Annotated in this window: 22 protein-coding genes and 1 riboswitch; of the genes, 7 read left to right on the forward strand and 15 right to left on the reverse strand. The window is 73.5% G+C overall.

Annotated features, from left to right (window positions below):
* Positions 1 to 123 precede the first annotated feature (123 nt).
* Together HHX30_RS01645 and HHX30_RS01650 are read right to left on the reverse strand one after the other, a co-directional pair.
* Positions 124 to 561 (reverse strand): SAV_6107 family HEPN domain-containing protein, encoded by a 438-nt coding sequence (locus tag HHX30_RS01645; protein WP_142556683.1) that lies wholly within the window; start codon positions 559 to 561, stop codon positions 124 to 126.
* Positions 562 to 1,127: 566 nt separating this feature from the next.
* On the reverse strand, positions 1,128 to 1,961 hold the full coding sequence (locus tag HHX30_RS01650) for a L,D-transpeptidase family protein (protein WP_249349519.1): 834 nt from the start codon (positions 1,959 to 1,961) through the stop codon (positions 1,128 to 1,130).
* 125 nt (positions 1,962 to 2,086) lie between these two features.
* On the opposite strand from HHX30_RS01650, the gene HHX30_RS01655 reads away from it, so the two are divergent.
* Together HHX30_RS01655 and HHX30_RS01660 are read left to right on the forward strand one after the other, a co-directional pair.
* Positions 2,087 to 2,563 (forward strand): YbaK/EbsC family protein, encoded by a 477-nt coding sequence (locus HHX30_RS01655; protein ID WP_169978598.1) that lies wholly within the window; start codon positions 2,087 to 2,089, stop codon positions 2,561 to 2,563.
* A gap of 44 nt (positions 2,564 to 2,607) precedes the next feature.
* Positions 2,608 to 3,180 (forward strand): GNAT family N-acetyltransferase, encoded by a 573-nt coding sequence (locus HHX30_RS01660; RefSeq protein ID WP_169978600.1) that lies wholly within the window; start codon positions 2,608 to 2,610, stop codon positions 3,178 to 3,180.
* Positions 3,181 to 3,194: 14 nt separating this feature from the next.
* Here the strand turns inward: HHX30_RS01660 and metF are convergent, their stop codons facing one another.
* Positions 3,195 to 4,124, reverse strand: a complete 930-nt coding sequence (gene metF / locus HHX30_RS01665) for a methylenetetrahydrofolate reductase [NAD(P)H] (protein WP_169978602.1) — start codon at positions 4,122 to 4,124, stop codon at positions 3,195 to 3,197.
* A 140-nt stretch (positions 4,125 to 4,264) separates the two neighbouring features.
* On the opposite strand from metF, the gene HHX30_RS01670 reads away from it, so the two are divergent.
* A complete protein-coding gene (locus tag HHX30_RS01670; protein ID WP_169978604.1) occupies positions 4,265 to 5,332 on the forward strand; it encodes a polyprenyl synthetase family protein in 1,068 nt (355 codons plus the stop codon).
* A gap of 88 nt (positions 5,333 to 5,420) precedes the next feature.
* On the opposite strand, the gene thiE is transcribed toward HHX30_RS01670, so the two are convergent.
* Genes thiE through HHX30_RS01685 form a run of 3 tightly spaced genes read right to left on the reverse strand, consistent with a single transcriptional unit; the run spans position 5,421 to position 7,699 of the window.
* The gene (gene thiE / locus HHX30_RS01675) at positions 5,421 to 6,074 is read right to left on the reverse strand and encodes a thiamine phosphate synthase (protein ID WP_169978606.1); all 654 of its coding nucleotides are present in this window, start codon (positions 6,072 to 6,074) and stop codon (positions 5,421 to 5,423) included.
* 28 nt (positions 6,075 to 6,102) lie between these two features.
* Positions 6,103 to 6,477, reverse strand: a complete 375-nt coding sequence (locus tag HHX30_RS01680; RefSeq protein ID WP_169978608.1) for an Rv2175c family DNA-binding protein — start codon at positions 6,475 to 6,477, stop codon at positions 6,103 to 6,105.
* Between the two features lie 43 nt (positions 6,478 to 6,520).
* Positions 6,521 to 7,699, reverse strand: a complete 1,179-nt coding sequence (locus HHX30_RS01685; protein WP_169978610.1) for an FAD-dependent oxidoreductase — start codon at positions 7,697 to 7,699, stop codon at positions 6,521 to 6,523.
* Between the two features lie 228 nt (positions 7,700 to 7,927).
* Positions 7,928 to 8,038: riboswitch (TPP riboswitch) on the forward strand.
* Here HHX30_RS01685 and thiO point away from each other — a divergent pair.
* The 4 genes from thiO to pknB all read left to right on the forward strand — a co-directional run bounded on the left by thiO (position 8,029) and on the right by pknB (position 12,320).
* Positions 8,029 to 9,141, forward strand: a complete 1,113-nt coding sequence (gene thiO / locus HHX30_RS01690; RefSeq protein WP_169978612.1) for a glycine oxidase ThiO — start codon at positions 8,029 to 8,031, stop codon at positions 9,139 to 9,141. (Overlaps the previous riboswitch by 10 nt.)
* Positions 9,138 to 9,338 carry a sulfur carrier protein ThiS gene (gene thiS, locus HHX30_RS01695; RefSeq protein ID WP_169978614.1) on the forward strand — a complete coding sequence of 67 codons (201 nt, stop codon included), beginning with the start codon at positions 9,138 to 9,140 and terminating at the stop codon, positions 9,336 to 9,338. The genes thiO and thiS overlap by 4 nt, the downstream gene beginning before the upstream one ends.
* Positions 9,339 to 9,340: 2 nt before the next feature.
* Positions 9,341 to 10,105, forward strand: a complete 765-nt coding sequence (locus HHX30_RS01700) for a thiazole synthase (RefSeq protein WP_169978616.1) — start codon at positions 9,341 to 9,343, stop codon at positions 10,103 to 10,105.
* Positions 10,106 to 10,310: 205 nt separating this feature from the next.
* Entirely contained in the window at positions 10,311 to 12,320 is a 2,010-nt protein-coding gene (gene pknB, locus HHX30_RS01705) for a Stk1 family PASTA domain-containing Ser/Thr kinase (RefSeq protein WP_169978617.1), read from the forward strand.
* A gap of 121 nt (positions 12,321 to 12,441) precedes the next feature.
* On the opposite strand, the gene alc is transcribed toward pknB, so the two are convergent.
* From alc to uraD, 9 genes are all read right to left on the reverse strand, one after another.
* Entirely contained in the window at positions 12,442 to 13,407 is a 966-nt protein-coding gene (gene alc / locus HHX30_RS01710) for an allantoicase (RefSeq protein ID WP_169978619.1), read from the reverse strand.
* Positions 13,404 to 14,717, reverse strand: coding sequence for an allantoinase AllB (allB, locus tag HHX30_RS01715; RefSeq protein ID WP_169978621.1), 1,314 nt, complete (start codon positions 14,715 to 14,717; stop codon positions 13,404 to 13,406). Before allB ends, alc begins: the two co-directional genes overlap by 4 nt.
* Before the next feature lie 10 nt (positions 14,718 to 14,727).
* Positions 14,728 to 15,882, reverse strand: a complete 1,155-nt coding sequence (locus tag HHX30_RS01720) for a glycerate kinase (protein ID WP_169978624.1) — start codon at positions 15,880 to 15,882, stop codon at positions 14,728 to 14,730.
* A gap of 30 nt (positions 15,883 to 15,912) precedes the next feature.
* Positions 15,913 to 17,280: an 8-oxoguanine deaminase gene (locus tag HHX30_RS01725; protein WP_211591426.1), complete on the reverse strand. Its 1,368-nt coding sequence runs from the start codon at positions 17,278 to 17,280 to the stop codon at positions 15,913 to 15,915.
* A gap of 84 nt (positions 17,281 to 17,364) precedes the next feature.
* The gene (locus HHX30_RS01730) at positions 17,365 to 17,865 is read right to left on the reverse strand and encodes a (2Fe-2S)-binding protein (protein WP_169978626.1); all 501 of its coding nucleotides are present in this window, start codon (positions 17,863 to 17,865) and stop codon (positions 17,365 to 17,367) included.
* Positions 17,865 to 18,722: a xanthine dehydrogenase family protein subunit M gene (locus tag HHX30_RS01735; protein ID WP_169978628.1), complete on the reverse strand. Its 858-nt coding sequence runs from the start codon at positions 18,720 to 18,722 to the stop codon at positions 17,865 to 17,867. The genes HHX30_RS01730 and HHX30_RS01735 overlap by 1 nt, the downstream gene beginning before the upstream one ends.
* 3 nt (positions 18,723 to 18,725) lie before the next feature.
* Complete coding sequence (gene pucL / locus HHX30_RS01740; protein ID WP_169978630.1) at positions 18,726 to 19,586, reverse strand: factor-independent urate hydroxylase; 861 nt, start codon at positions 19,584 to 19,586, stop codon at positions 18,726 to 18,728.
* 1 nt (position 19,587) lies between these two features.
* The gene (uraH, locus tag HHX30_RS01745; protein ID WP_169944691.1) at positions 19,588 to 19,935 is read right to left on the reverse strand and encodes a hydroxyisourate hydrolase; all 348 of its coding nucleotides are present in this window, start codon (positions 19,933 to 19,935) and stop codon (positions 19,588 to 19,590) included.
* On the reverse strand, positions 19,932 to 20,405 hold the full coding sequence (gene uraD / locus HHX30_RS01750; RefSeq protein ID WP_169978632.1) for a 2-oxo-4-hydroxy-4-carboxy-5-ureidoimidazoline decarboxylase: 474 nt from the start codon (positions 20,403 to 20,405) through the stop codon (positions 19,932 to 19,934). The genes uraH and uraD overlap by 4 nt, the downstream gene beginning before the upstream one ends.
* Positions 20,406 to 20,426: the final 21 nt, after the last annotated feature.

Here is a 20,426-nt window from a genome sequence, read left to right on the forward strand (position 1 = left end):
GGACGCGGCCGCGCCGCTCGTCCTCCCCTGCGGCACGCCTGGCCGCAGCGAGCCGGCCAGGTCTGGCGACGGTGCTCGGCATGGTGGCGACCCTGCCGATCCGCGCCGTGCCGGGATCGGTGGTCAGCCGGCCATGGGCAGGGTGGGGCGGCCGGGCAGACCGAGGATCGACTCGACCTCGCCGACGAACCTGTCCGCCTCCGCTATGATCTCTTCCGCGTCGTTCTGCGTGACGGCGCGGACCATGCCGGCCTCGGCCGCCGCACGCTTGGTCGCGCTCACCGCGAAGTAGGCCGCCCAGTCCGCGAGCTTGGGCTCGGCCTCCGGCAGCAGCTCCCAGGCGCTGCGCAGGCGCCGCCTGCGGCCGTCCATCGGCCGCGGACGCGCCGCGAGGATCCCGGCGGCCGCACGGAGGGCCGCCAGGTGGGCCGACACGTAGCGGTCCGCGGGGGTGGGCCCGACGGTGGCGTCCGCGAGGCATGCTCTGGCGTCCGCGAGGTGTGCCAGAACCGCCTGCGAGAGCCGGGGCCCGCTCTTCTGATCGTCGTTCTCCTCAGTCATGCCCGCCTCCTTGAGTCGTGGCACTCCGGCGAAGGTCGCCGGTGATCTCACAGTCGCAGATCGCACCGACAATTTCGCCGGCCGGGAGATCCCGTGAACCGCTCGAGATCGCCCGACGCTTTCTCAGGCTCCCGTGGGCGGCCGGACGAGGAGCTTCCCCTCTCCCCGTCCGGCCCACGCCGCGGGCCGTGCCGCATCCGTCTCCGCCGACGACGAAGGCACGATTCCAACGGGGTGGGCGCGAGCCGCGAGTCCCACGCCCACTCCATCGAACATAGATTCGATCATGTCCACTGTCAAGGCTGTCAACGAATACGTGTTCGAGGAGTGTGGCGCAAACGTGGGCACGAGACGGCGGAGGGGCCCCGCGCGAGCACCTCGCGCGGAGCCCCTCCGGGGGTGGAACTGGTGCCGCGACCGCCAAAGTTTGCCCGGACGGAGCGGTGGCCAGAGTGGTGCATCGCAAGGCGGAGGAGGAGCTCGTAGCGGAGCTACGAGCGACGACGACAACGCAGCGAGGTGCCGCTCTGGGCGACGCGACGGGGCAAAGGTTGGCGGGAGGGGCACTAGCGCCTGAAGGCACCCCTGACGTGCACCGGGACGCCCCTGCCGAGCATGCCCGGCAGGACCTCGGCCACGTTCATGGGCAGCCGCACGCAGCCGTGCGACGCCGGGTAGAGCGGCACCGACAGGGCGCCGTGGAGCGCGATGCCGCCGTTGAAGAAGATCGGGTTGTAGAGCTGCCCGAGGTAGGACCGGTGCCAGCCCTTGACCCGCCAGGTGGTCGTGTAGTCGCCGGTCGGCGTGCGGGCGCTGCCGGAGAACCGCTGCCGCTTGCCGTTCCAGGTGGCGTACTCGGTGTAGGGGATGCCGCTGCCGCTGGAGATGTGGCTGATCATCACCGGCGCGCCGCCCCGGTACAGAACCATCACCTGTCTGGTCAGGTCCACCTCGACGCGCGTCGGCTTGCCCCGGGGCACCAGGACCCTGGGCGCGCGGGGGTTCTCCAGCGCCCTCCAGGTGCGGGCGGCGATCGTGCTGGTCGGCTTGATCCCCTGCACCTTCTGGAACGCCCAGACCGCCGTCAGCGTGGCCCCGCCGTACCGGCCGTCGGCCGCGCCGGGCATGTATCCGAGCTCCTTGAGCCGGGACTGCAGCGCCTTCACGGCCGAGCCCTTGGCGCCGAGCCTGAGCGTCTTGCCCGGCGCGGTGAACGGCGGATAGGCGGCGGCGCGCGCCGGGAGCGCCGGTAACGCTGGCGGCACGGTCGCCGTGGTCACCGCTCCCGCGGGCGCGGCGGTGCGCGCCTGCGCCGTGCCGGTGACGCCGGCCGCCGCGAACGTCACGGCTCCCACCGCGACGAGCGTGGCCGCGGCCAGTCGCCGTCGACCCCTCATCATGACCAACCCCTCATAAGCCCGATTCCCGATCAAAGGACCCACCTTACGGTCCGATTGTGAGCCGCTTGATCTTAAGTGGCCATAATCGGCGGCGTATGTCCTGGCAATCCGTTTAGAGTGACCGCGTGGCAGAAAAGTTGCATCCGAACGTCGTCCGAGTCCAGGAGGCCCTGCGGGCCCACGAGGTGGCGGGCGAGGTCGTCGTGCTGGACGAGGCCGCCCCGACCGCCGCCACGGCGGCGGCCCGGCTCGGCTGCGAGGTGGGCGCGATCGCGAACAGCCTGATCTTCGACGCGGACGGCGCGCCGCTGCTGGTGCTCACCAGCGGTGCCCACCGCGTGAACACCGACCTGATCGCGCGGCTCGTCGGCGCGGCGAAGGTGCGGCGGGCCACGCCGGAGTTCGTCCGCGAGCACACCGGGCAGCCCATCGGCGGCGTCGCCCCGGTCGGGCACCCCGCGCCCGTACGGACGCTCGTGGACACCTGGCTGGGCAAGCACAGCGTGGTGTGGGCCGCCGCGGGGCACCCCCACACGGTCTTCCCCACGTCCTACGAGGAGTTGCTGCGCATCACCGGGGGCACGGCCGCCGAGGTGGAGTGACGCCTGCCGGACCGGCCCGGCGACGTTTTGCTAATGTGCGACGAGTGATCCAACTGCGACGGGTGGGGCCCGACCGGTTCAGGGCGGTGCTGGACACCGTTCTGGAGATTTACACGGTCGCCATGCGCCCGCCGTCGGACCAGCTCGCGGGGCGCATGGCGATCATGCGTAACCACTCCACCTATCCCGACTTCGACTGCATGCTCGCCGAGGACGCGCAGGCTCCCGGCGGCGTCGCCGGCTTCGCGTACGGCTTCCACGGCGGCCACGGGCAGTGGTGGCACGACGTCGTACGCGGGGCGCTGCAGGACCGGGCCGGGCCGGTGGTGGCGGAGGACTGGTTCGGCGACGCCCTGGAGATCGCCGAGATCCACGTGCGCCCCGAGTACCAGGGCCAGGGGATCGGCCGGCGCCTGATCCACACGCTGTGCGAGGGCCGCCCGGAGCGTACGGCCGTGCTCTCGACGCACGACGCCCCCACGGTGGCCCGGCATCTCTACCGGGACGTCGGGTTCGCCGACCTGATGACCCGGTTCGTCTTCCCCGGCGGATACGAGGAGTACGTCATCGCCGGGGTGCGGCTGCCGCTGCCCGAGCTCGGGGCCCGCGAGAGCTGAACGGACCGGCCGGCTCAGCCGGCGACGGCGGCGGGCACGCTGTGCAGCGCCTGGAACACCTCGCGGGTCGCGCTCGACCGGTTGAAGGTGATGAAGTGGATGCCGGGCGCGCCCTCGTCGAGCAGCTTCTGGCACAGCTCGACGGCGTGCTCGATCCCGAGGCGGCGAACCGCTGCCGGGTCGTCGGCGACGGCCTCGAACCGCTCGGCCACCTCGGGCGGGAACGGCGCGCCGGACAGCTGCTCCGACCGGGCGATCGTGCTCATCTGCGTGACGGGCATGATGCCGGGGATGATCGGGGTGTCACACCCACGGGCCGCCACGCGGTCACGCAGCCGCAGGTAGTCCTCCGCCCGGAAGAACATCTGGGTGATCGCGTAGTCCGCGCCGGCCCGGCACTTCTGCACGAAATACTCGGTGTCCGACTCGATGCTCGCCGACCTGGGGTGCTTGTACGGGAATGCGGCCACCCCCACGCAGAAGTCGCCCGCCTGGCGGATCAGGCGCACCAGCTCCTCGGCGTACAGCACGCCCTCCGGGTGCTTGACCCACTCGTCCAGGGGGTTGCCCCCGCGCGGGTCGCCGCGTACGGCGAGGATGTTGCGCACGCCCGCGTCGGCGAACCGGCCGACGAGGTGGCGCAGCTCGCGGATCGAGTGGTCGACCGCGGTGAAGTGGGCGACGGGGGTCAGCGTCGTCTCGTGCGCCAGCCGCTCGACGATGTTCACGGTGCGGTCGCGGGTCGAGCCGCCGGCGCCGTAGGTCACGGAGACGAACGTCGGCCGCAGCGCCTCAAGCTCGCGGATGGCCCGCCACAGCTGGCGCTCCCCCTCGTCGGTCTTCGGCGGGGAGAACTCGAACGAGAACGAGCGCTCGCCCGCGGCCAGCAGTTCGCGGACCGTCGGGACGCGATCAGGAAGCCGCGAGGGCAGACCGAGAGCCATACAGGAGAGGTTACAGCGCCGCACTTTTCCCGGTGGTCGCAGTCTTGCTATGTGGACGTTTTCCCTTACTGGGTGAGTTAACCCACTTGAAGGGGGATCTGGTGATGTGTGTCCGGATCAACCCCGGTTACTCTCAGAGCATGACCGCTTCCGCCGTCTCGCTCGATTCCATCCGTACGGAGGTGGACCGCGCACTCCGGGAGTTCCTCGACCGGCAGCGACCACACTTCGGTGACCCTCATCTGGCCGCCCTGCTGACCGCCGCGGAGGACTTCCTGGCCGGCGGCAAACGGCTGCGCCCCGCCTTCTGCCACTGGGGGTGGCGGGCCGCCGGCGGCGGCGACGACCCGGGGCTGCACGCCGCCGCCGCCTCGCTGGAGCTGCTGCAGGCGAGCGCGCTCGTCCACGACGACGTCATGGACGCGAGCGACGTGCGCCGGGGCATGCCGTCCGCGCACCGCCGATTCGAGCGGATGCACACCGAGGCGGGCTGGCACGGCTCCGCGCGGCAGTTCGGCGAGGGTTCGGCCGTGCTGCTGGGGAACCTGCTGCTGGTGTGGTCCGGGGAGATGTGGCGCACCTGCGGCCTGGCACCAGAGGCGCTCGCCGCCGCGCAGCCGATGCACGACCACATGCTCACCGAGCTGATGTGCGGGCAGTATCTCGATCTGCTCGAACAGGCTCAGGGCGAGAGCACCTACGACAGCGCGCTGCGGGTGGCCCTCTACAAGAGCGGCAAGTACTCGGTCGAGCAGCCGCTCCGGCTCGGGCTCGTCCTCGCCGCCCGGGCCCGGCACGCGTGGATCGACCGGCTCTGCGTGCAGTACGGCCAGCAGGTGGGCATCGCCTTCCAGCTCCGCGACGACATCCTCGGCGTGTTCGGCGACCCTGCGGAGACCGGCAAGCCCGCCGGGGACGACCTTCGCGAGGGCAAGCGGACCGTCCTGATCGCGCGCGCGCTCGCCTCGGCCACCCCCGCCCAGGCGGCGGTCGTACGGTCCCTTCTCGGCGACCCCGGGCTGGACGCCGAGGGCGTCGGGCGGCTGCGCGCGGTGATCGAGGAGACCGGCGCGCTGGCCGCGTGCGAGGACATGATCAAGCGTTATCTCGACGACGCGCTGCACGCCCTCGACCACGCGCCGATCGAGGAGGAGGCCCGCGCGGCACTGGCCGGCCTCGCCGTCGCCGCCACGTCCCGCCGCACCTGACGGCGCGGGGCAGGACCGGTGGCGGCCCCCCCGGACACCGTCGCGTCCCGCGTGACGGGACGCGGCGCACGGGGGGCTCAGAGGCGGCTCAGAGCGGGACGGCGGACAGCCGGGCCTTGAGCGCGGCGGCGGCGGCGCCCGGGTCGTCGGCCTCGGTGACGGCCCGGACGACCACCGCCCGGCGCACGCCGTGCGCCATCACCTCGTCGAGGTTGCCCAGGTCGATGCCGCCGATGCCGAACCACGGCCGGTCGGTGCCCAGGCGCGCCGCGTGTTCCAGCAGCGCGGGGCCGGGCGCCGGGCGGCCGGGTTTGGTGGGCGTGGGCCAGATCGGCCCGCAGCAGAAGTAGTCCACCCCCGGCTCCACGGCGGCGGCCGACGCCTCCGCCGCCGAGTGCGTGGACCTGCCGATGAGCACGCCGGAGCCGAGGATCTCCCGGGCCACCGGGACCGGGAGGTCGTCCTGCCCGAGGTGCAGGATGTCGGGCCGGGCGGCGAAGGCGACGTCCGCCCGGTCGTTGACGGCCAGCAGCGCGCCGTGCCTGTCGCACGCCGCGCGGAAGACCTCGAGCAGGTCCAGCTCCTCGCGCGCCTCCAGGCCCTTCTCCCTGAGCTGGACGATGTCCACTCCGCCGGACAGGACCGCGTCGAGGAATTCCTCCAGGTCGCCGCGGTCCCTCCTGCCGTCGGTGCAGAGGTAGAGCCTGGCCTGCGCGAGCCGCTGTCGCCGGGTGTCAATCACCCGACCACAATGCCATGGGGCCGTACGGTCAGAAACCCAGGGCCTGGGCCCTGCGCTTGACCTCGGTGTGCCGGCCCTTCACGATCGCGTCGATTGGGGACCCCGGCAGCGAGTCGTCCGGGGTGAACAGCCACCGGATCGACTCCACCTCGTCGTACCCCGCGTCGGCCAGGAGCGTCAGCGTGCCGGGCAGGCCCTTGAGCACGTCGCCGCCGGCGATGAACACCGCGGGGATCTGCGGCTCGCCCCCGCCCCTGCGGGCGCCGGCGAGTTTCTTGTCCTTGAGGAGTTGCTTGGCGCGGCCCATGCTGAGCCCCAGCCTCTTGGCGGCCTCCGAGAGGGGGAGCCACTCCCCTACGAGCTGGTCGGTCTCCCGGTCGATCTGCGCAACAGTAAGCGTCACGGAACCACCATTACCACAGGCGGGCCGCCAGGAAACACCTCGATTACGTCATAATGCAGTCGCGGAGCGGGACGGCGGGGTCGGCCACCCGCCGAGCGTCGAGCCGCTGGCCGCCCTCGACGAGCCTGCGACCCTGCACCACGTCGCGCGGCCGGTCCACGGTGAGCACCGCGGCGAGCCTGTCCTCGGCCGTCAGCCAGCACACCGCCCACTTCGCGTCCGTACGCGGGTCGCCGCGCAGCAGCACCCGGTCACCGGCCTCCCGGTGCCCGGCGAACTGCACCATGTGGCCGAACTGCTCCGACCAGAAGTACGGCACGGGGTCGTAGACCGCCTCCTCGCCCAGGAGGGTGGCGACGGCCGTGTCGGGAGCCTGGAGCGCGGTGTCCCAGTGCTCGACCCGCAGGCGGGTGCGGAACCTGCGCGACCACCAGTTGGCACAGTCCCCCACCGCGACGACGTTGGGCAGCGACGTGCGCAGGTGCTCGTCGACCACCACCCCGTCGTCGAGCCGGACGGCCGAGCCCTTCAGCCAGTCGACCGCGGGGCGCACCCCGACGCCGGTGACGACCACGTCCGCCGGCACCCTGGCGCCGGACATGAGCGTGAGGCCGTCGGCGTCCACGGTGCCGACCATCGCGCCGAGGCGTAGTTCGACGCCCGCCCGCGCGTACCAGCCGATGGTGTGGCTGCCGACGGCGGGGCCGAGCGCCACGGCGAGCGGGCTCTCCCCCGCCTCCACGACGGTCACCGCACACCCGGCCCTGGCCGCGGCGGTGGCGACCTCCGCGCCGATCCAGCCGGCTCCGACCACGGCCACGCGGGCGCCGGGGACCAGCCGCTCGCGCAGCGCCAGCGCGTCCTCTATGGTGCGCAGCACGTGCTGGCGGCCCTCGCCGCGCAGGCGGATCGGGGCGGCGCCGGTGGCGATGACCAGGCCGTCGTACTCCAGCTCGCCCTCGGTCGTCTCCAGCACGCCGTCGCGCAGGCCCTTGGCCGCCGTGCCGAGGCACAGCCGTGCGTCGAGGGCGTCGAGGTCGGAGTCGACCACCGTGGAGTCGGTCTCTCCGAGCAGCACCGCCTTCGACAGCGGCGGCCGGTCATAGGGGCGATGGTGTTCCTCGCCGATGAGCGTGATGCGGCCGGTGAATCCACGGGCCCTCAACGCCTCGATGCTTCGCACGCCGGCCAGGCCGGCACCCACCACCACGACGTGATCCACAGCTTGACCATAGATTGTCAGCGGGGGCCCTGGCCAACGGGCCCCTCATAACGAGTTGGGCAAGTAGCGCGCACTTCCCCGGGGGCCCACGTTGTGAAGGAGGCCCTTACTCCACCGGACGACGCGCGTGCGGATCTTCGTCGCGCGCGGCACGCGGCGTCCGCTGCCAGGTGGCGGCGGACGGCCGCCGGCGATCGGCCATGACGGGCGGCGTACTACGCTGGTGGGCGTAAGACGCGCGGGAGCCCGGCGGACCGGGCTGAGAGGAGAGCGGGAGGCTCTCGACCGCCCCGACCTGATCCGGGTAATGCCGGCGAAGGGAGCGCGGTGTGCCCCCCACATACGACGTCGTGATCGCCGGCGGCGGCGTGGCCGGCCTGGCCGCGGCCTGGCGCACGGTTCGCCGGGGCCTGTCGGTGGCGGTGGCGGACCCCGCGCCCGGAGGCGGCGCCACCCACGCCTCGGCCGGGATGCTCGCGCCGGTCAGCGAGGTGACCTACACGGAGGAGCCGCTGCTGCGGCTCGGCCTCGCGTCGCTGGCGGCCTGGCCGCACTTCCGCGCCGAACTCGAGGACGAGAGCGGCGTCGAGCTGGACTACCGGACCGAGGGCACGCTGGAGGTCGCCCGCGGCGCGGACGACATGGCCTATCTGGACGACCTGGCGGCCTTCGAGCGGACGCTCGGCCTGCGGGTCGAGCGGCTCACCGGGCGCGAGTGCCGTTCCTTCGAGCCGATGCTCGCCCCCTCCGTACGCGGCGGGCTGCTGGCCCGCGACGACGCCTGGGTCAACCCGCGCAGGGTCGTGCGGGCCCTGCGCACCGCGTTCGAGAAGGCGGGCGGCACGCTGGTCGCCGACCGCGTCTCCGGGATCGACGCCTCAGGGACGGGCGGTCCGTCCGTACGGCTGGCGTCCGGCGAGGCCGTCGCGGCGGGCCAGGTCGTCGTGGCGGCAGGATCGTGGTCGGCGTCCCTGCTGCCCGGCCTGCCGGTACGCCCGGTCAAGGGCGAGATCCTCCGGCTGCGCGGGCCCCGGGGGTTCCTCACGCGGTGCGTACGGGGGCTGGTGCACGGCTCCCCCGCCTACCTGGTGCCCCGGGGCGACGGAGAGATCACGCTGGGCGCCACGGCGCAGGAGCTGGGGTACGACGCGCGGGTCACCGCCGGCGGCGTGTACGAGCTGCTGCGCGACGCCCGCGAGCTGGTGCCCGGCATCACCGAGCTCGAACTGACCGAGACCACGGTCGGCTTCCGCCCGGGCACGCCCGACAATCTGCCGCTCATCGGCCCCGCCGGCCCGCCCGGCGTGTTCGCGGCGACCGGGCACGGCCGCAACGGCGTGCTGCTGACCCCGATCACCGCCGACGCCGTCGCGGCGCTCCTCACCGGCGACGAGCCACCCCCGGTCACCGGGGCCTGCCATCCAGGGAGATTCAGCAAGTGAAAGTCACGATCAACGGAGGCACGGCCGAGCTGCCCGAGGGCGCCACGGTCGGCGACGCCGTACGGACCCTCACGTCCCTCATGTCCGGGGTCGCGGTGGCCCTGAACGGCGAGGTGGTGAGCCGGAGCGCCTGGGACTCCACTCAGGTGGCCGACGGCGACGGCGTAGAGGTGCTGACGGCGGTGCAGGGAGGATGAGCATGACCGACGACGTCTTCGTGCTGGGCGGGGAGAAGTTCACCTCGCGGCTCATCATGGGCACCGGCGGCGCGCCGTCGCTGGAGGTGCTCGACCAGGCGCTGGAGGCGTCCGGCACCGAGCTGACGACCGTCGCGATGCGCAGGCTCGACCCGGCGTCGCGCGGTTCGGTGCTGGACGTGCTGCGCGCCCGCGGCGTCAAGGTGCTGCCGAACACCGCGGGGTGCTTCACGGCCGGGGAGGCCGTGCTGACCGCCCGCCTGGCGCGTGAGGCCCTGGAGACCGACTGGGTCAAGCTGGAGGTCATCGCCGACGAGCGCACCCTGCTGCCCGACCCGATCGAGACCTTCGACGCCGCCGAGCGGCTGGTAGCCGACGGCTTCGTCGTGCTGCCGTACATCGGCGACGACCCGGCGCTGGCCCGCAGGCTCCAGGACGCCGGGTGCGCGGCGGTGATGCCGCTCGGCGCCCCCATCGGCTCCGGACTGGGCATCCGCAACCCGCACAGCATCGAGCTGATCGTCGAGGCCGCCACGGTCCCGGTGATCCTCGACGCCGGCATCGGCACGGCCAGCGACGCCGCGCTGGCGATGGAGCTGGGCTGCGACGCCGTGCTGCTGGCCAGCGCCGTGACGCGGGCGCACCGGCCGGACCTGATGGCGGCGGCCATGCGGCAGGCGGTCACGGCCGGGCGGCTGGCCAGGCTCGCGGGGCGCATCCCCCGCCGCCGCTACGCCGAGGCGTCCTCCCCCGTCCGCCCGTCCTGAGCCCGCCGCATCCACCACACAAAGGCGTCCCCCGCCCGTCCGGCGTGTTCGCGCCGGCGGGCGGAGAGGCGCGGGAATCCGCGTCTGGTAAGCCCAGTTTTCGGATTAGACACGGCTTTTCGGGCGGCGCGGAGGGCTGCCGAATAGGTCTCGGTTTGGGATTCGGGAACACGCCCGGCGGCAAATCACCCGTAAACTCTGGCGAGTGGACACGACGCTGACCGACCCGCTCGTGGGGCAGTTGCTCGACGGGCGCTACCGCGTCGAGTCCCGGATCGCCCGGGGTGGCATGGCCTCCGTATACCTTGCTCTGGACGTCCGGCTCGACCGCACGGTGGCCGTCAAGGTGATGCACCGCTCGCTGGCCGAGGACCCGCAGTTCGTGCGGCGGTTCATCGGCGAGGCCAAGTCGGTGGCGAGCCTCTCGCACCCGAACATCGTGCAGGTCTTCGACCAGGGCACGGACGGGGCGCACGTCTACCTGTCGATGGAGTACGTGCCCGGGCGGACGCTGCGCGACGTGCTGCGCGGGCGCGGCCGTCTCCCGGCGCGCGAGGCGCTGGAGATGGTCATCCCGGTGCTCGCCGCCCTCGGCGCGGCCCACCAGGCGGGGCTCATCCACCGGGACGTCAAGCCGGAGAACGTGCTGCTCGCCGACGACGGCCGGGTGAAGGTCGTGGACTTCGGCCTGGCCCGCGCGATCGAGGCGACCAACCAGACCAAGACCGGCATGATGATCGGCACGATCGGCTACATGTCGCCCGAGCAGGTCACGGCCGGCACCGCCGACGCCCGCAGCGACGTGTACGCCGCCGGGATCATGCTGTTCGAGCTGCTGACCGGGCGGCAGCCGTACGCGGGCGAGACGCCGATGTCGATCGCCTACCGGCACGTGCACGAGACCGTCCCCGCGCCGTCCTCGATCGCGCCCGACGTGCCGCCGCCGATCGACGCGCTCGTCGCGGCGGCCACCGACAAGGACCCCGCCGCGCGCCCGGCGGACGCGACCGCCATGCTCGTCGCGGCCGTCGAGATCCACCGCACGCTGCCGCGGACCGGGCACACCGGCGCGCACGCCGCCCCTCACGGAGCCCACGACACCGGCGCCCACACCGGCGCCCACAGCGGCGTACGGACGGGTGCGCACCGGACCCTCCCGCCGCCCGGCGGGGCCTCGCCGTTCGGCACGTCGCAGCACGCGCGCCCGGAGGCCGAGCCGTCGGTCGGCCACACGATGATCCAGCCGCGCTCGGAACTGCTGACCGGCGCCGGTGGAGCGGGCCGGCGGCGACGGGCCAGAGTCAGGCCCGTGTGGTTCCTCGCCGCGCTGGCCCTCGTCATGGTGGCGGGCATCGCCTTCACCGGTTGGTGGTTCTCCCAGGGGCGCTACACGACCGTGCCCGATCTGGTGAACCAGAACATCACGGTCGCCAGGCAGGAGGCGCAGAAGGCCGGCTTCGAGGTACGGATCGGCAAGGCGAGGTTCGACGACAAGGTGCCGAAGGACATCGTCCTCGACACCGAGCCCGGCGCGGGCGCCGAGGTGGTCAAGGGCGCCGTCCTCACCCTGATCCCGTCGGCCGGCCCGGAGACGATCCCCGTGCCGAAGGTCGAGGGCCTGAGCCTGGCGGACGCCCGGGCGAAGGTCGCCGAGGTCGGGCTGACCCCCGGCCGGGTCAGCAAGAGCGCGAGCGACACCATCCCCCGCGACCAGGTCATCCGTACCAACCCGCCGGTGGGCAAGCGCGTCAAGAAGCGCGGCGTGGTCAACTTCGTCGTCAGCGCGGGACTTCTGATGCCGGACGTCACGCAGATGATGCGCGACCAGGCGGAGAAGATCCTGCGCGACAAGGGCTTCAACGTCCAGATCGACGAGACCACCGACGACGCCCCGCCGGGCACGGTGATCGCCCAGGACCCGTCCGGCGGCGCCGAGGTGGTGGCCGGGGCGACCGTCCACCTGACGGCCTCGCGCGGCCCGGACCAGGGCTTCCGCTGGCCGTGGGAGACCGACCCCGCCGACCCCGGCCAGACCCCGCCCACCGTCGTCAACGTGCCCAACGTGATGTTCAAGTCCGTCCACGACGCGGTGAACGAGCTGAAGGCGGCCGGTTTCAAGGTCAACGTCCGTAAGGTGGTGGGCACCGACCGCGTGGTCGGTGAGAAGCCGCTCGGTCAGCAGCCGCCGGGCACCACCATCACGATCTGGCACTGACGCCCCGCCGGTCATCCGGTCGCGTACGGCCACCACTCGTGGCCGTCGTCGCGCCCCGACCGGCGTCAGGCGGCGTCGGGATCGGCTCCCCTGAGGATGTGGAGGTCGTCGCCGAGATGGCTCAGGGGGTGAGGGTGCCGAGGAGGCGGAGGCGGGCGAGGCCGCCGTCGGGGTAGATGTCGAGCCGGGCGTGGGTGACCCTGCGGTCGTCGTCGAGTCGGAAGCGGTGGCGGGTGTCGGGCTGCAGGCGCGTCCTGGGGAGCAGCGGGAACCAGGCGTCCTCGTCCTCCAGCGGCGCCCGGTCCGCGTCCGCGCCCTTCAGCGACGCCCAGCCGGGGGCGTTGAAGATCAGGTTGGCCGTGTCGATCTCGGCGACGGCCACCCGGCCCGGCCCGGCCAGGGCGACCACGAGCCAGTCGTTGCCGCCGTCGCGGCGGCGCGCGGTCTCCCAGCCCTCGGACTGGTCGCGGGCCAGGCCGGGTGCGAGGACGTTGTTCGGCGCGGAGTAGAACTCGTCGGAGCAGGCCGTGACCAGGCCGCCGTTCTCCAGCGCGGCGAGGTCGACGGTGAGGCCCTCCAGGAAAGCGTGGTCGGGAACGACCCGCCCGTGGACCCGCAGCCGCGCGACGCCGCCGTCGGGGAGGATGTTCAGCCGCACGTGCGTGAAACGGCGGGGGTCGGTCACGGCGAACTCGTGGACCGCGTCACCCTTCAGCGGGCTCTTCGGCACGATCTCCACCCAGCCGTCCAGCTCGTCCGGCGAGGGGTGGCCCTCGGCCGCGCACGCCTCGACCGACGCGTACGGCGGGTAGTTGCCGCGGAACCACGCGGTGTCCACCACCACGCCCCGGATGACGCCCGGCAGGCCGAGCCGGACGATCGCCCAGTCGTGGCCGGGCGCACGCCGCCGCCGGGTCTCCCAGCCGTCGTAGACCTGGCCCTTGGCGCCGAAGGTGTGCGGCCGGAACTCGGCCGGCCCCGGCCTGATCAGGGCCTCCCGTTCGGCGAACGACTCGTCGTTTGCGGCCACGACCGACCCGCCGTACGTGCGCAGGGCGAGGTCGGGCAGGCGGGTGAAGCCGGTCATCGCGCTCCTCGGATCAGCAGTCGTCCGCGCGGGGCGGCGAAGTCGACGGGCACGCCGCGCAGCCAGGTGGTGCGTACGACGCCCGCGAGCCGCGCGCCGTGGTAGGGGGACACCGGGTTGCGGTGGTGGAGCGCCGCCACGTCGACGGTGAACTCCGCGTCGGGGTCGAAGGCGACCAGGTCCGCGTCGTCGCCCACCCGGATCGCCCCCTTGTGCGGCAGGCCGGCCAGGCGGGCCGGTCCCCCGGCCATCCAGCGCGCCACGTCGGTCAGGCCGTGGCCCCGGGCGCGAGCCGCCGTCCACACGGCGGGCAGGCCGACCTGGAGCGAGGAGATCCCGCCCCAGGCCTCGGCGAAGTCGGGCACCTTGAGGTCGGGCGTCGACGGGGAGTGGTCGGAGACGATCCCCATGAGCACCCCGTCGGCGAGCGCCCGCCACAGCGCGTCGCGGTTGGCGGCCTCCCGGATCGGCGGGCAGCACTTGTACGCGGGCCCGGTGACCTGCTCCGCCGCCAGGGTCAGATAGTGGGGGCAGGTCTCGGCGGTGACGCGCCCCCCCGCCGCCTGCGCCGCGCGCAGCGGTTCGACGCAGGCGGCGGCCGACACGTGCACGATGTGCGCCCGCGCGCCCGTCTCCGCCGCGAGGGCGATCACCTGCTCGACGGCCCTGCGCTCGGCCTCCTGGGGGCGCGACCTGAGGAAGTCGCCGTACGCCGGGCCGCGGGGGTCGGACAGCAGGCCGGGGTCCTCGGCGTGCGCGATCAGCAGGCCGCCGAAGGCCGCCACCTCCGCCAGCGCCGCCCGCAGCCCCTCGCGGTCGAGCGCCGGGAACTCGTCCACCCCGGACGGCGAAAGGAAGCACTTGACGCCCGCCACACCGGCCTCGTGCAGGGGCCGCAGGTCGGCGAGGTTGCCGGGGATCGCACCACCCCAGAAGGCGACGTCCACGTGGCACCGCCCCTCGGCGGCCTTCCGCTTGACCTTCAGCGCCGCCACGTCCACGGTCGGGGGCAGCGAGTTGAGCGGCATGTCCACGATGGTGGTCACGCCCCCGGCCGCCGCCGCTTTGGTGGCGGTCGCGAAGCCCTCCCAGTGAGTACGGCCGGGCTCGTTGACGTGCACGTGGGAGTCGACCAGCCCGGGCAGCAGCGGCAGTTCGCCGAGGTCGGCGGACTCCTCCGCCGCCGGTGGCTCGTCGTAGGGACACAGGGCGGCGATCACACCGCCGCGTACGGCGACCGCGAGCGGACGCTCCCCCTCCGGGGTCACGGTCCGCCGGGACCTCACCACCAGGTCGTACGGTTCCCCCACGCGCCACTCCTCATGTCGTGAGATGCCGGGCGGCGACCCGCGCCGCGAGCTTCTCCAGCAGCGGCCCGGCCTCGGCCATGCAGCGGCTCACGTCGGGCTCGACGTCGGTCAGCGCGTACGCCGCCTCGATGCCGGCCGCCCGCAACTCGTCGTCGCCCACCGACCGCCGGCCGCAGACCGCGACGACCGGCACGCCGTGCTTGGCCGCCGCCGCCGCGACGCCCACCGGGGCCTTGCCGCGCAGGGTCTGCTCGTCGATCGAACCCTCACCGGTGACGACCAGCCGGGCACCCTCGACGTGCCGGTCGAACTCCACGAGGTCCAGCAGATAGCCGATGCCCGGCCGGATCTCGGCGTTCAGGAACGTCAGCGCGCCGAAGCCCACCCCGCCCGCGGCCCCGGCCCCCGGCCGCCCGGCCACGCCCATCGCACGGACCACGCCGTCGTGCTCGGCGGCGCCCGCGAGGCCGTGGGTGTGCGCGGCCACGGCCGCCAGCCGGGCCAGCCCGGCCTCCAGCACGGCCACGTCCTGCGGGCTCGCCCCCTTCTGCGGGCCGTACACCGCCGCCGCGCCGTACGGCCCGAGCAGCGGGTTGTCCACGTCGCTCGCCACGATCACCTCGAACCCGCGCAGGCGTCCGGAGACGTCGACGGTGTGCAGGTCGCGCAGCGCGGCCCCGCCGGGCGGCAGGTCGTTCCCGGCCGCGTCGAGCAGCCGTACGCCGAGGGCCTGGGCCATCCCCGCGCCGCCGTCGGTGCAGGCGCTGCCGCCGAGGCCGAGCACGACGCGGGTCGCGCCGTGCCGTACGGCGTGGGCGACGAGCTCACCGGTGCCGCGGCTGGTGGCGGTCAGCGGCGCCGGATCCGCCGGTAGCCTGCGCAGGCCCGACGCCTCGGCCAGTTCGATCACGGCGACCCGTGCGCCGGGCTCGTCGCGTACGGCGTAGCTCGCCGTGACCGGGTTCCCGGCGGGCCCGGTCACCTCCGTCGCGACCCGGGTGAAGCCGCTCGCCACGACCGCGTCGACGGTGCCGTCGCCCCCGTCCGCCACCGGGAGCTCGACGACGGGCACGTCACCCAGACCGGCGGCCACGTGCGCGGCGACCTCGGGCGCGGTGAGCGACCCGCGAAACTTGTCCACCGCGATGACGACGTGCCCTGTCATGCCCTGCTCCCTCGGTCCGTCCGGGATGTCTCAGACATGATCTCCGATGGTCAGGCGGCGATGGGCGGCGGCCCCGGCCCGCGCGGCCTCCTCGCCGGAGACCGTGCGCAGCTCGCCGCCCGCCACGACGGTCCGGCCGCCCACCAGCAGCCGTTCCAGCGGCGGCGTGGCGCCGTACGCGAACGCCACGACGGGATCGTCGATCGCGGCGTGGAAGCCGCCGAGCCGCCACAGCGCGACGTCGGCGAGCTTGCCGGGCTCCAGCGAGCCGATCTCGGCCTCCCGGCCGAGGCAGCGGGCGCCGCCGAGTGTGGCCATCTCCAGAGCCTGGCGGGCGGTCAGCGCGCGCGGGCCGTACCGGGCCCGCTGCGTGAGGACGGCCATGCGGATCTCCCCGGCAAGCGGGGTCATCTCACTGGAGGCCGCGCCGTCGACGCCCAGCCCGACCGGCGCGCCCGCCGCCAGCAGATCGGTGATCCGGGCGATGCCCGCACCGAGACGGCCGTTCGACGACGGGCAGTGGGCCGTGCCCGTGCCGGTCTCGGCGAAGCGCCGCACGTCCTTGTCGGTCAGGTGGACGCAGTGGGCGAGCCACACGTCCGGGCCCAGCCAGCCGAGGTCGTCGAGGTACTCGACGGGCAGCACGCCGAACTGTTCCCTGCAGTGCTCGTCCTCGTCGGCCGTCTCGGCCACATGCGTGTGCAGCCGTACGCCGTGGGAGCGCGCGAGGTCGGCCGAGCGGGTCATGAGCTCGCCGCTGACCGAGAACGGCGAGCAGGGGGCGACCGCGACGCGCAGCATCGACCCGAACGACGGATCATGATATTTCCGGATCGCGTCGTCGGTGGCCCGGAGGATCTCGTCGATGTCCTCCACGACCTCGTCCGGCGGCAGGCCGCCGCGCGAGGCGCCCCGGTCCATCGACCCCCGGCAGGGGTGGAAGCGCAGCCCGACCCGGCGCGCGGCCTCGATTTCCGCCTCGAACAGGTCTCCCCTGCCCTTCGGGAAGACGTAGTGGTGGTCGGTGGAGGTCGTGCAGCCCGACAGGGCCAGCCAGGCCAGGCCCGCCGTCGCGGCGCCCGCCACCACCTCGGCGTCCATGCGGGCCCACAGCCGGTAGCTCGCCACCAGCCACTCGAACAGCGTCCCGTCCGGTGTCACCCCCTGGGACGCCCACTGGTAGAGGTGGTGGTGGGTGTTGACCAGGCCGGGGGTGGCGAGGCAGCCGGTGCCGTCGACGCGTTCGGCCCCCTCGGGGACGGCCGCCGCCGGGCCGGGGCCGACCGCCGTGATCAAACCGTCCTCCACGACGACGTGACCGGACGGGATCTCCTCTCCCACGACCGGGACGACGTGGGCGTTCTCGATGACCACTCGTCGTGGTGCGAGATCACGCAATGGATACTCCCAGGTCTGATGGTGCAGGCGCCATGATCACGGAATGCCGCAGGTCACGGCGATTGCGTGCGACGAACTACAAGATCACGGCGTGGGGTGACGGCGGGCTGCGGCGAGGCGGACGGCGTCGAGGATCTTCTCGTATCCGGTGCAGCGGCACAGGTTGCCCGCCAGGGCCTCCCGGATGTCGGCGTCCGGCGGCACCCCGTCGGCGCCCGCGAGCAGCGCGTGGGCCTGGACGACGAGACCGGGGGTGCAGAACCCGCACTGCACGGCCCCCGCGTCCACGAACGCGCGCTGCACCTCGTGCAACCCGCCGTCGGCTTCACCGTCCGGCCCGCCGCCGGCGGCCAGCCCCTCGACCGTCACCACCTCGCGCCCCTCCGCCTGACCGGCGGCGACCAGGCAGGCGCAGACCGGCGTACGGTCGAGATAGACGGTGCAGGAGCCGCATTCGCCCTGCTCGCAGGCGTTCTTGGCGCCCGGCAGGCCGAGCCGCTCACGCAGGACGTACAGCAGGCTCTCGCCCTCCCACACGTCGTCGGCCGTCATCGGGCGGCCGTTCACGGTCACGTTCACCCTCATCACGCGCTCCCCCTGAGGTCGTCCCACGCCCAGCCCAGCGCGCGGCGCGCCATGACGGCCAGCGCGTGCGTGCGGTAGGCGGCGCGGCCCCGCACGTCGTCGATCGGCGCGGCGGCGGCCGCCACGAGTTCGCCGAACCGGCGGGCCACGGCGGGATCGAGCGGGCCGCGGCCGTCCCAGTCCAGCGCGCCGGACGCGAAGTCCTCGGCGTCCGGGGCGCGGCGCGGGGTCGGCGCGGCCGAGCCGATACCGGTGCCCACCCGCCGCTCCCCCGGCTCCAACGCGGTCGCGAACGAGCACACCGCGATCACCATGGCGTTCCTGGTGCCGACCTTGGAGAAGTACTGCGGGCCGGTGGCGGCCGGGACGCGCACGGCGCGGATCAGCTCGTCGGGCGCGAGCGCGTTGCGCTTCACGCCGGTGTAGAACTGCCGGATCGGGATCAGCCGGGCGCCGCGCACCGACTCGGCCTCCACGACCGCGCCGCAGGCCAGCAGCGGCGGGTGGCTGTCGCCCGCGGGCGAGGCCGCCCCGAGGTTGCCCGCGACCGTGCCCCGGTTGCGGATCTGCGGCGACCCGACCGTACGGGACGCCTGGGCCAGACCGGGCAGATCGGCCCCGAGCTCGGCGATCAGCCGGGAGTAGGTCACGCCCGCGCCCACGCGGATCTCGACGCCCTCCCGCGACCACTCCCGGAGCTCGGGGATCGGTGTGAGGTCGAGCAGGGCGGCCGGGCGGCCCTTGTCGAGGTTGATCTCCACCATGACGTCGGTGCCGCCCTGGATGGGCGTGGCCTCGGGCCGCTCGGCCTTCAGCTCCAGGGCCTCCGCCCAGGTCCGCGGTCGCAGGAAGTCCATCGGCTACTCCCAGGCCGGGCCGGCGCCGGGCGCGTCCTCGCGCAGCACCGCGCCCTCGATCAGCCCGTACGGCCGGTCGGCGGCGAAGAAGACCTCGCCGTCGTTGTCCAGGCCGAAGGGCGCGAGGTCCACCAGGAAATGGTGCTTGTTCGGCAGCGACAGCCGCACCTCGCAGACCCCCGGGCACTCGGCCAGCACCCGGGTGCCCATCGCGTACAGCGTCTGCTGCAGCGACAGGCTGTAGGTGTCGGCGAATGCCGCGAGCAGGGCGCCCCGGGCGTTCTCATACGTCTTGTCCCAGTCCTGGGAGACGTCCGCGTGCCGCCACGCGGCGTCCACGGCGGTGGCGAGGACGCGGTCGCGGGTCTCCGGCAGCGTCGTGTACTCGTCCTTCGCGAAGCCCCAGAACTCCGAGTTGGTCGTGTTCAGCACGACGAGGTCGCGCAGCCCGGAGACCACCCACGAACGCGTCCCGTCGTGGTGGGCCACGCAGGTGCGGACCTCACGGCCGCAGCGGACGAACGAGTGCCCGAACGCGCCGTTACGCTCCCAGGCGTGCTCCTCGATCGCGACCCTCGCGTGGTGGATCGCGGGCTGGGAGTCCACGAAGTGGCGCGCCAGCAGCAGCGCGAAGTCCTCACTCGCCCCGACGCCGTGCTTCTTGGCGAACGCGAAGACCGTGTTCTTCTGCGTGTCGGTGGGCAGGACGGCGGAGTTGTCCCCGGTCAGGTGGACCTCGGTCATGTCGCCCGACAGCGCCGTGCTGACGGTGAGGTCCTTGATCCGGTGGGCGTCGCCGTGCCGGGTCACCCGCACGACCCTCGTCTCGGCCTTGCCGTACCTGTTGGGCCCCAGAACGGCCACGCTAGCTCCCCCGGTAGGTCGAGTAGGCGAACGGGCTCAGCAGCAGCGGCACGTGGTAATGCTCGCCGGCCTCCCTGATGGCGAACACGACGCTCACCTCAGGGAAGAACGCCTCGTCCCCCAGGTAGGCGCCGGTGTCGAACACGAGCCGGTAGGTCCCCGGGCGGGGGTCCCCTGCCGGATCCCACTCCCGGCCCAGCGGGGTCCACTCCCGGATGCGGCCGTCGCCGTCGGTGCGGCCCTCCGCCACCGGCACGAACCCGTGCGCGGCGCGCCGCGACAGCCGTACGAACACGTCCTTGGCCGGCCGCCCGGCGGCGGTGTCGAGCACGTGGGTCGAAAGGCTCACCGGCCCTCCCAGAGCTTGGCCAGCCGCAGATCGACGATCTTCGCCAGTTCCTCGCGGACGACCTTCCGCTCGGTCTCCTCGTCGTGGCCGAGCCGCTCGTGCAGCAGTGCCAGCAGCTCGCCGGCGGTCCGTCCGGCCGCGCAGACCAGGTAGACGTGGCCGAAGCGGCTCTCGTAGGCGGCGTTGCCCTCGCGGAGCGCGCCGAGCACGTCCCCTCCGGCGTCCGCGGTCCCGGCCTGCTCGGCGCGCGACCACTCGGCCTCGCGTCCCGCGCCACCGGGCCGCTCGCCGATGCGCGGATGCGCCGCCAGCGCCTCCAGCACGTCGTCCCGGTTCAGCACCGCGAGGGCCGACTCGCTCGCGCGGCGGAGCCCGTCGAGATCCTCGTACGGCCCGCGCGCGGCGACCTCCTCCACCCAGGTGGTGGAGGAGCAGCAGGACCGCAGGTCCTCGCGGCTGAGTTCGCGCATGCCCGTCAGTCAACCGCCGCG

The organism is Microbispora sp. H10836 (assembly GCF_012999525.1).
Taxonomy (GTDB): domain Bacteria; phylum Actinomycetota; class Actinomycetes; order Streptosporangiales; family Streptosporangiaceae; genus Microbispora.

Bases quoted from the DNA above. Each gene is read 5' to 3' on its own strand.
- HHX30_RS01645 (WP_142556683.1), bottom strand. From the start codon at position 561: ATGACTGAGGAGAACGACGATCAGAAGAGCGGGCCCCGGCTCTCGCAG.
- HHX30_RS01650 (WP_249349519.1), bottom strand. From the start codon at position 1,961: ATGATGAGGGGTCGACGGCGACTGGCCGCGGCCACGCTCGTCGCGGTG.
- metF (WP_169978602.1), bottom strand. From the start codon at position 4,124: ATGGCTCTCGGTCTGCCCTCGCGGCTTCCTGATCGCGTCCCGACGGTC.
- HHX30_RS01670 (WP_169978604.1), top strand. From the start codon at position 4,265: ATGACCGCTTCCGCCGTCTCGCTCGATTCCATCCGTACGGAGGTGGAC.
- HHX30_RS01700 (WP_169978616.1), top strand. From the start codon at position 9,341: ATGACCGACGACGTCTTCGTGCTGGGCGGGGAGAAGTTCACCTCGCGG.
- alc (WP_169978619.1), bottom strand. From the start codon at position 13,407: ATGACCGGCTTCACCCGCCTGCCCGACCTCGCCCTGCGCACGTACGGC.
- HHX30_RS01720 (WP_169978624.1), bottom strand. From the start codon at position 15,882: ATGACAGGGCACGTCGTCATCGCGGTGGACAAGTTTCGCGGGTCGCTC.
- HHX30_RS01730 (WP_169978626.1), bottom strand. From the start codon at position 17,865: ATGAGGGTGAACGTGACCGTGAACGGCCGCCCGATGACGGCCGACGAC.
- HHX30_RS01735 (WP_169978628.1), bottom strand. From the start codon at position 18,722: ATGGACTTCCTGCGACCGCGGACCTGGGCGGAGGCCCTGGAGCTGAAG.
- uraD (WP_169978632.1), bottom strand. From the start codon at position 20,405: ATGCGCGAACTCAGCCGCGAGGACCTGCGGTCCTGCTGCTCCTCCACC.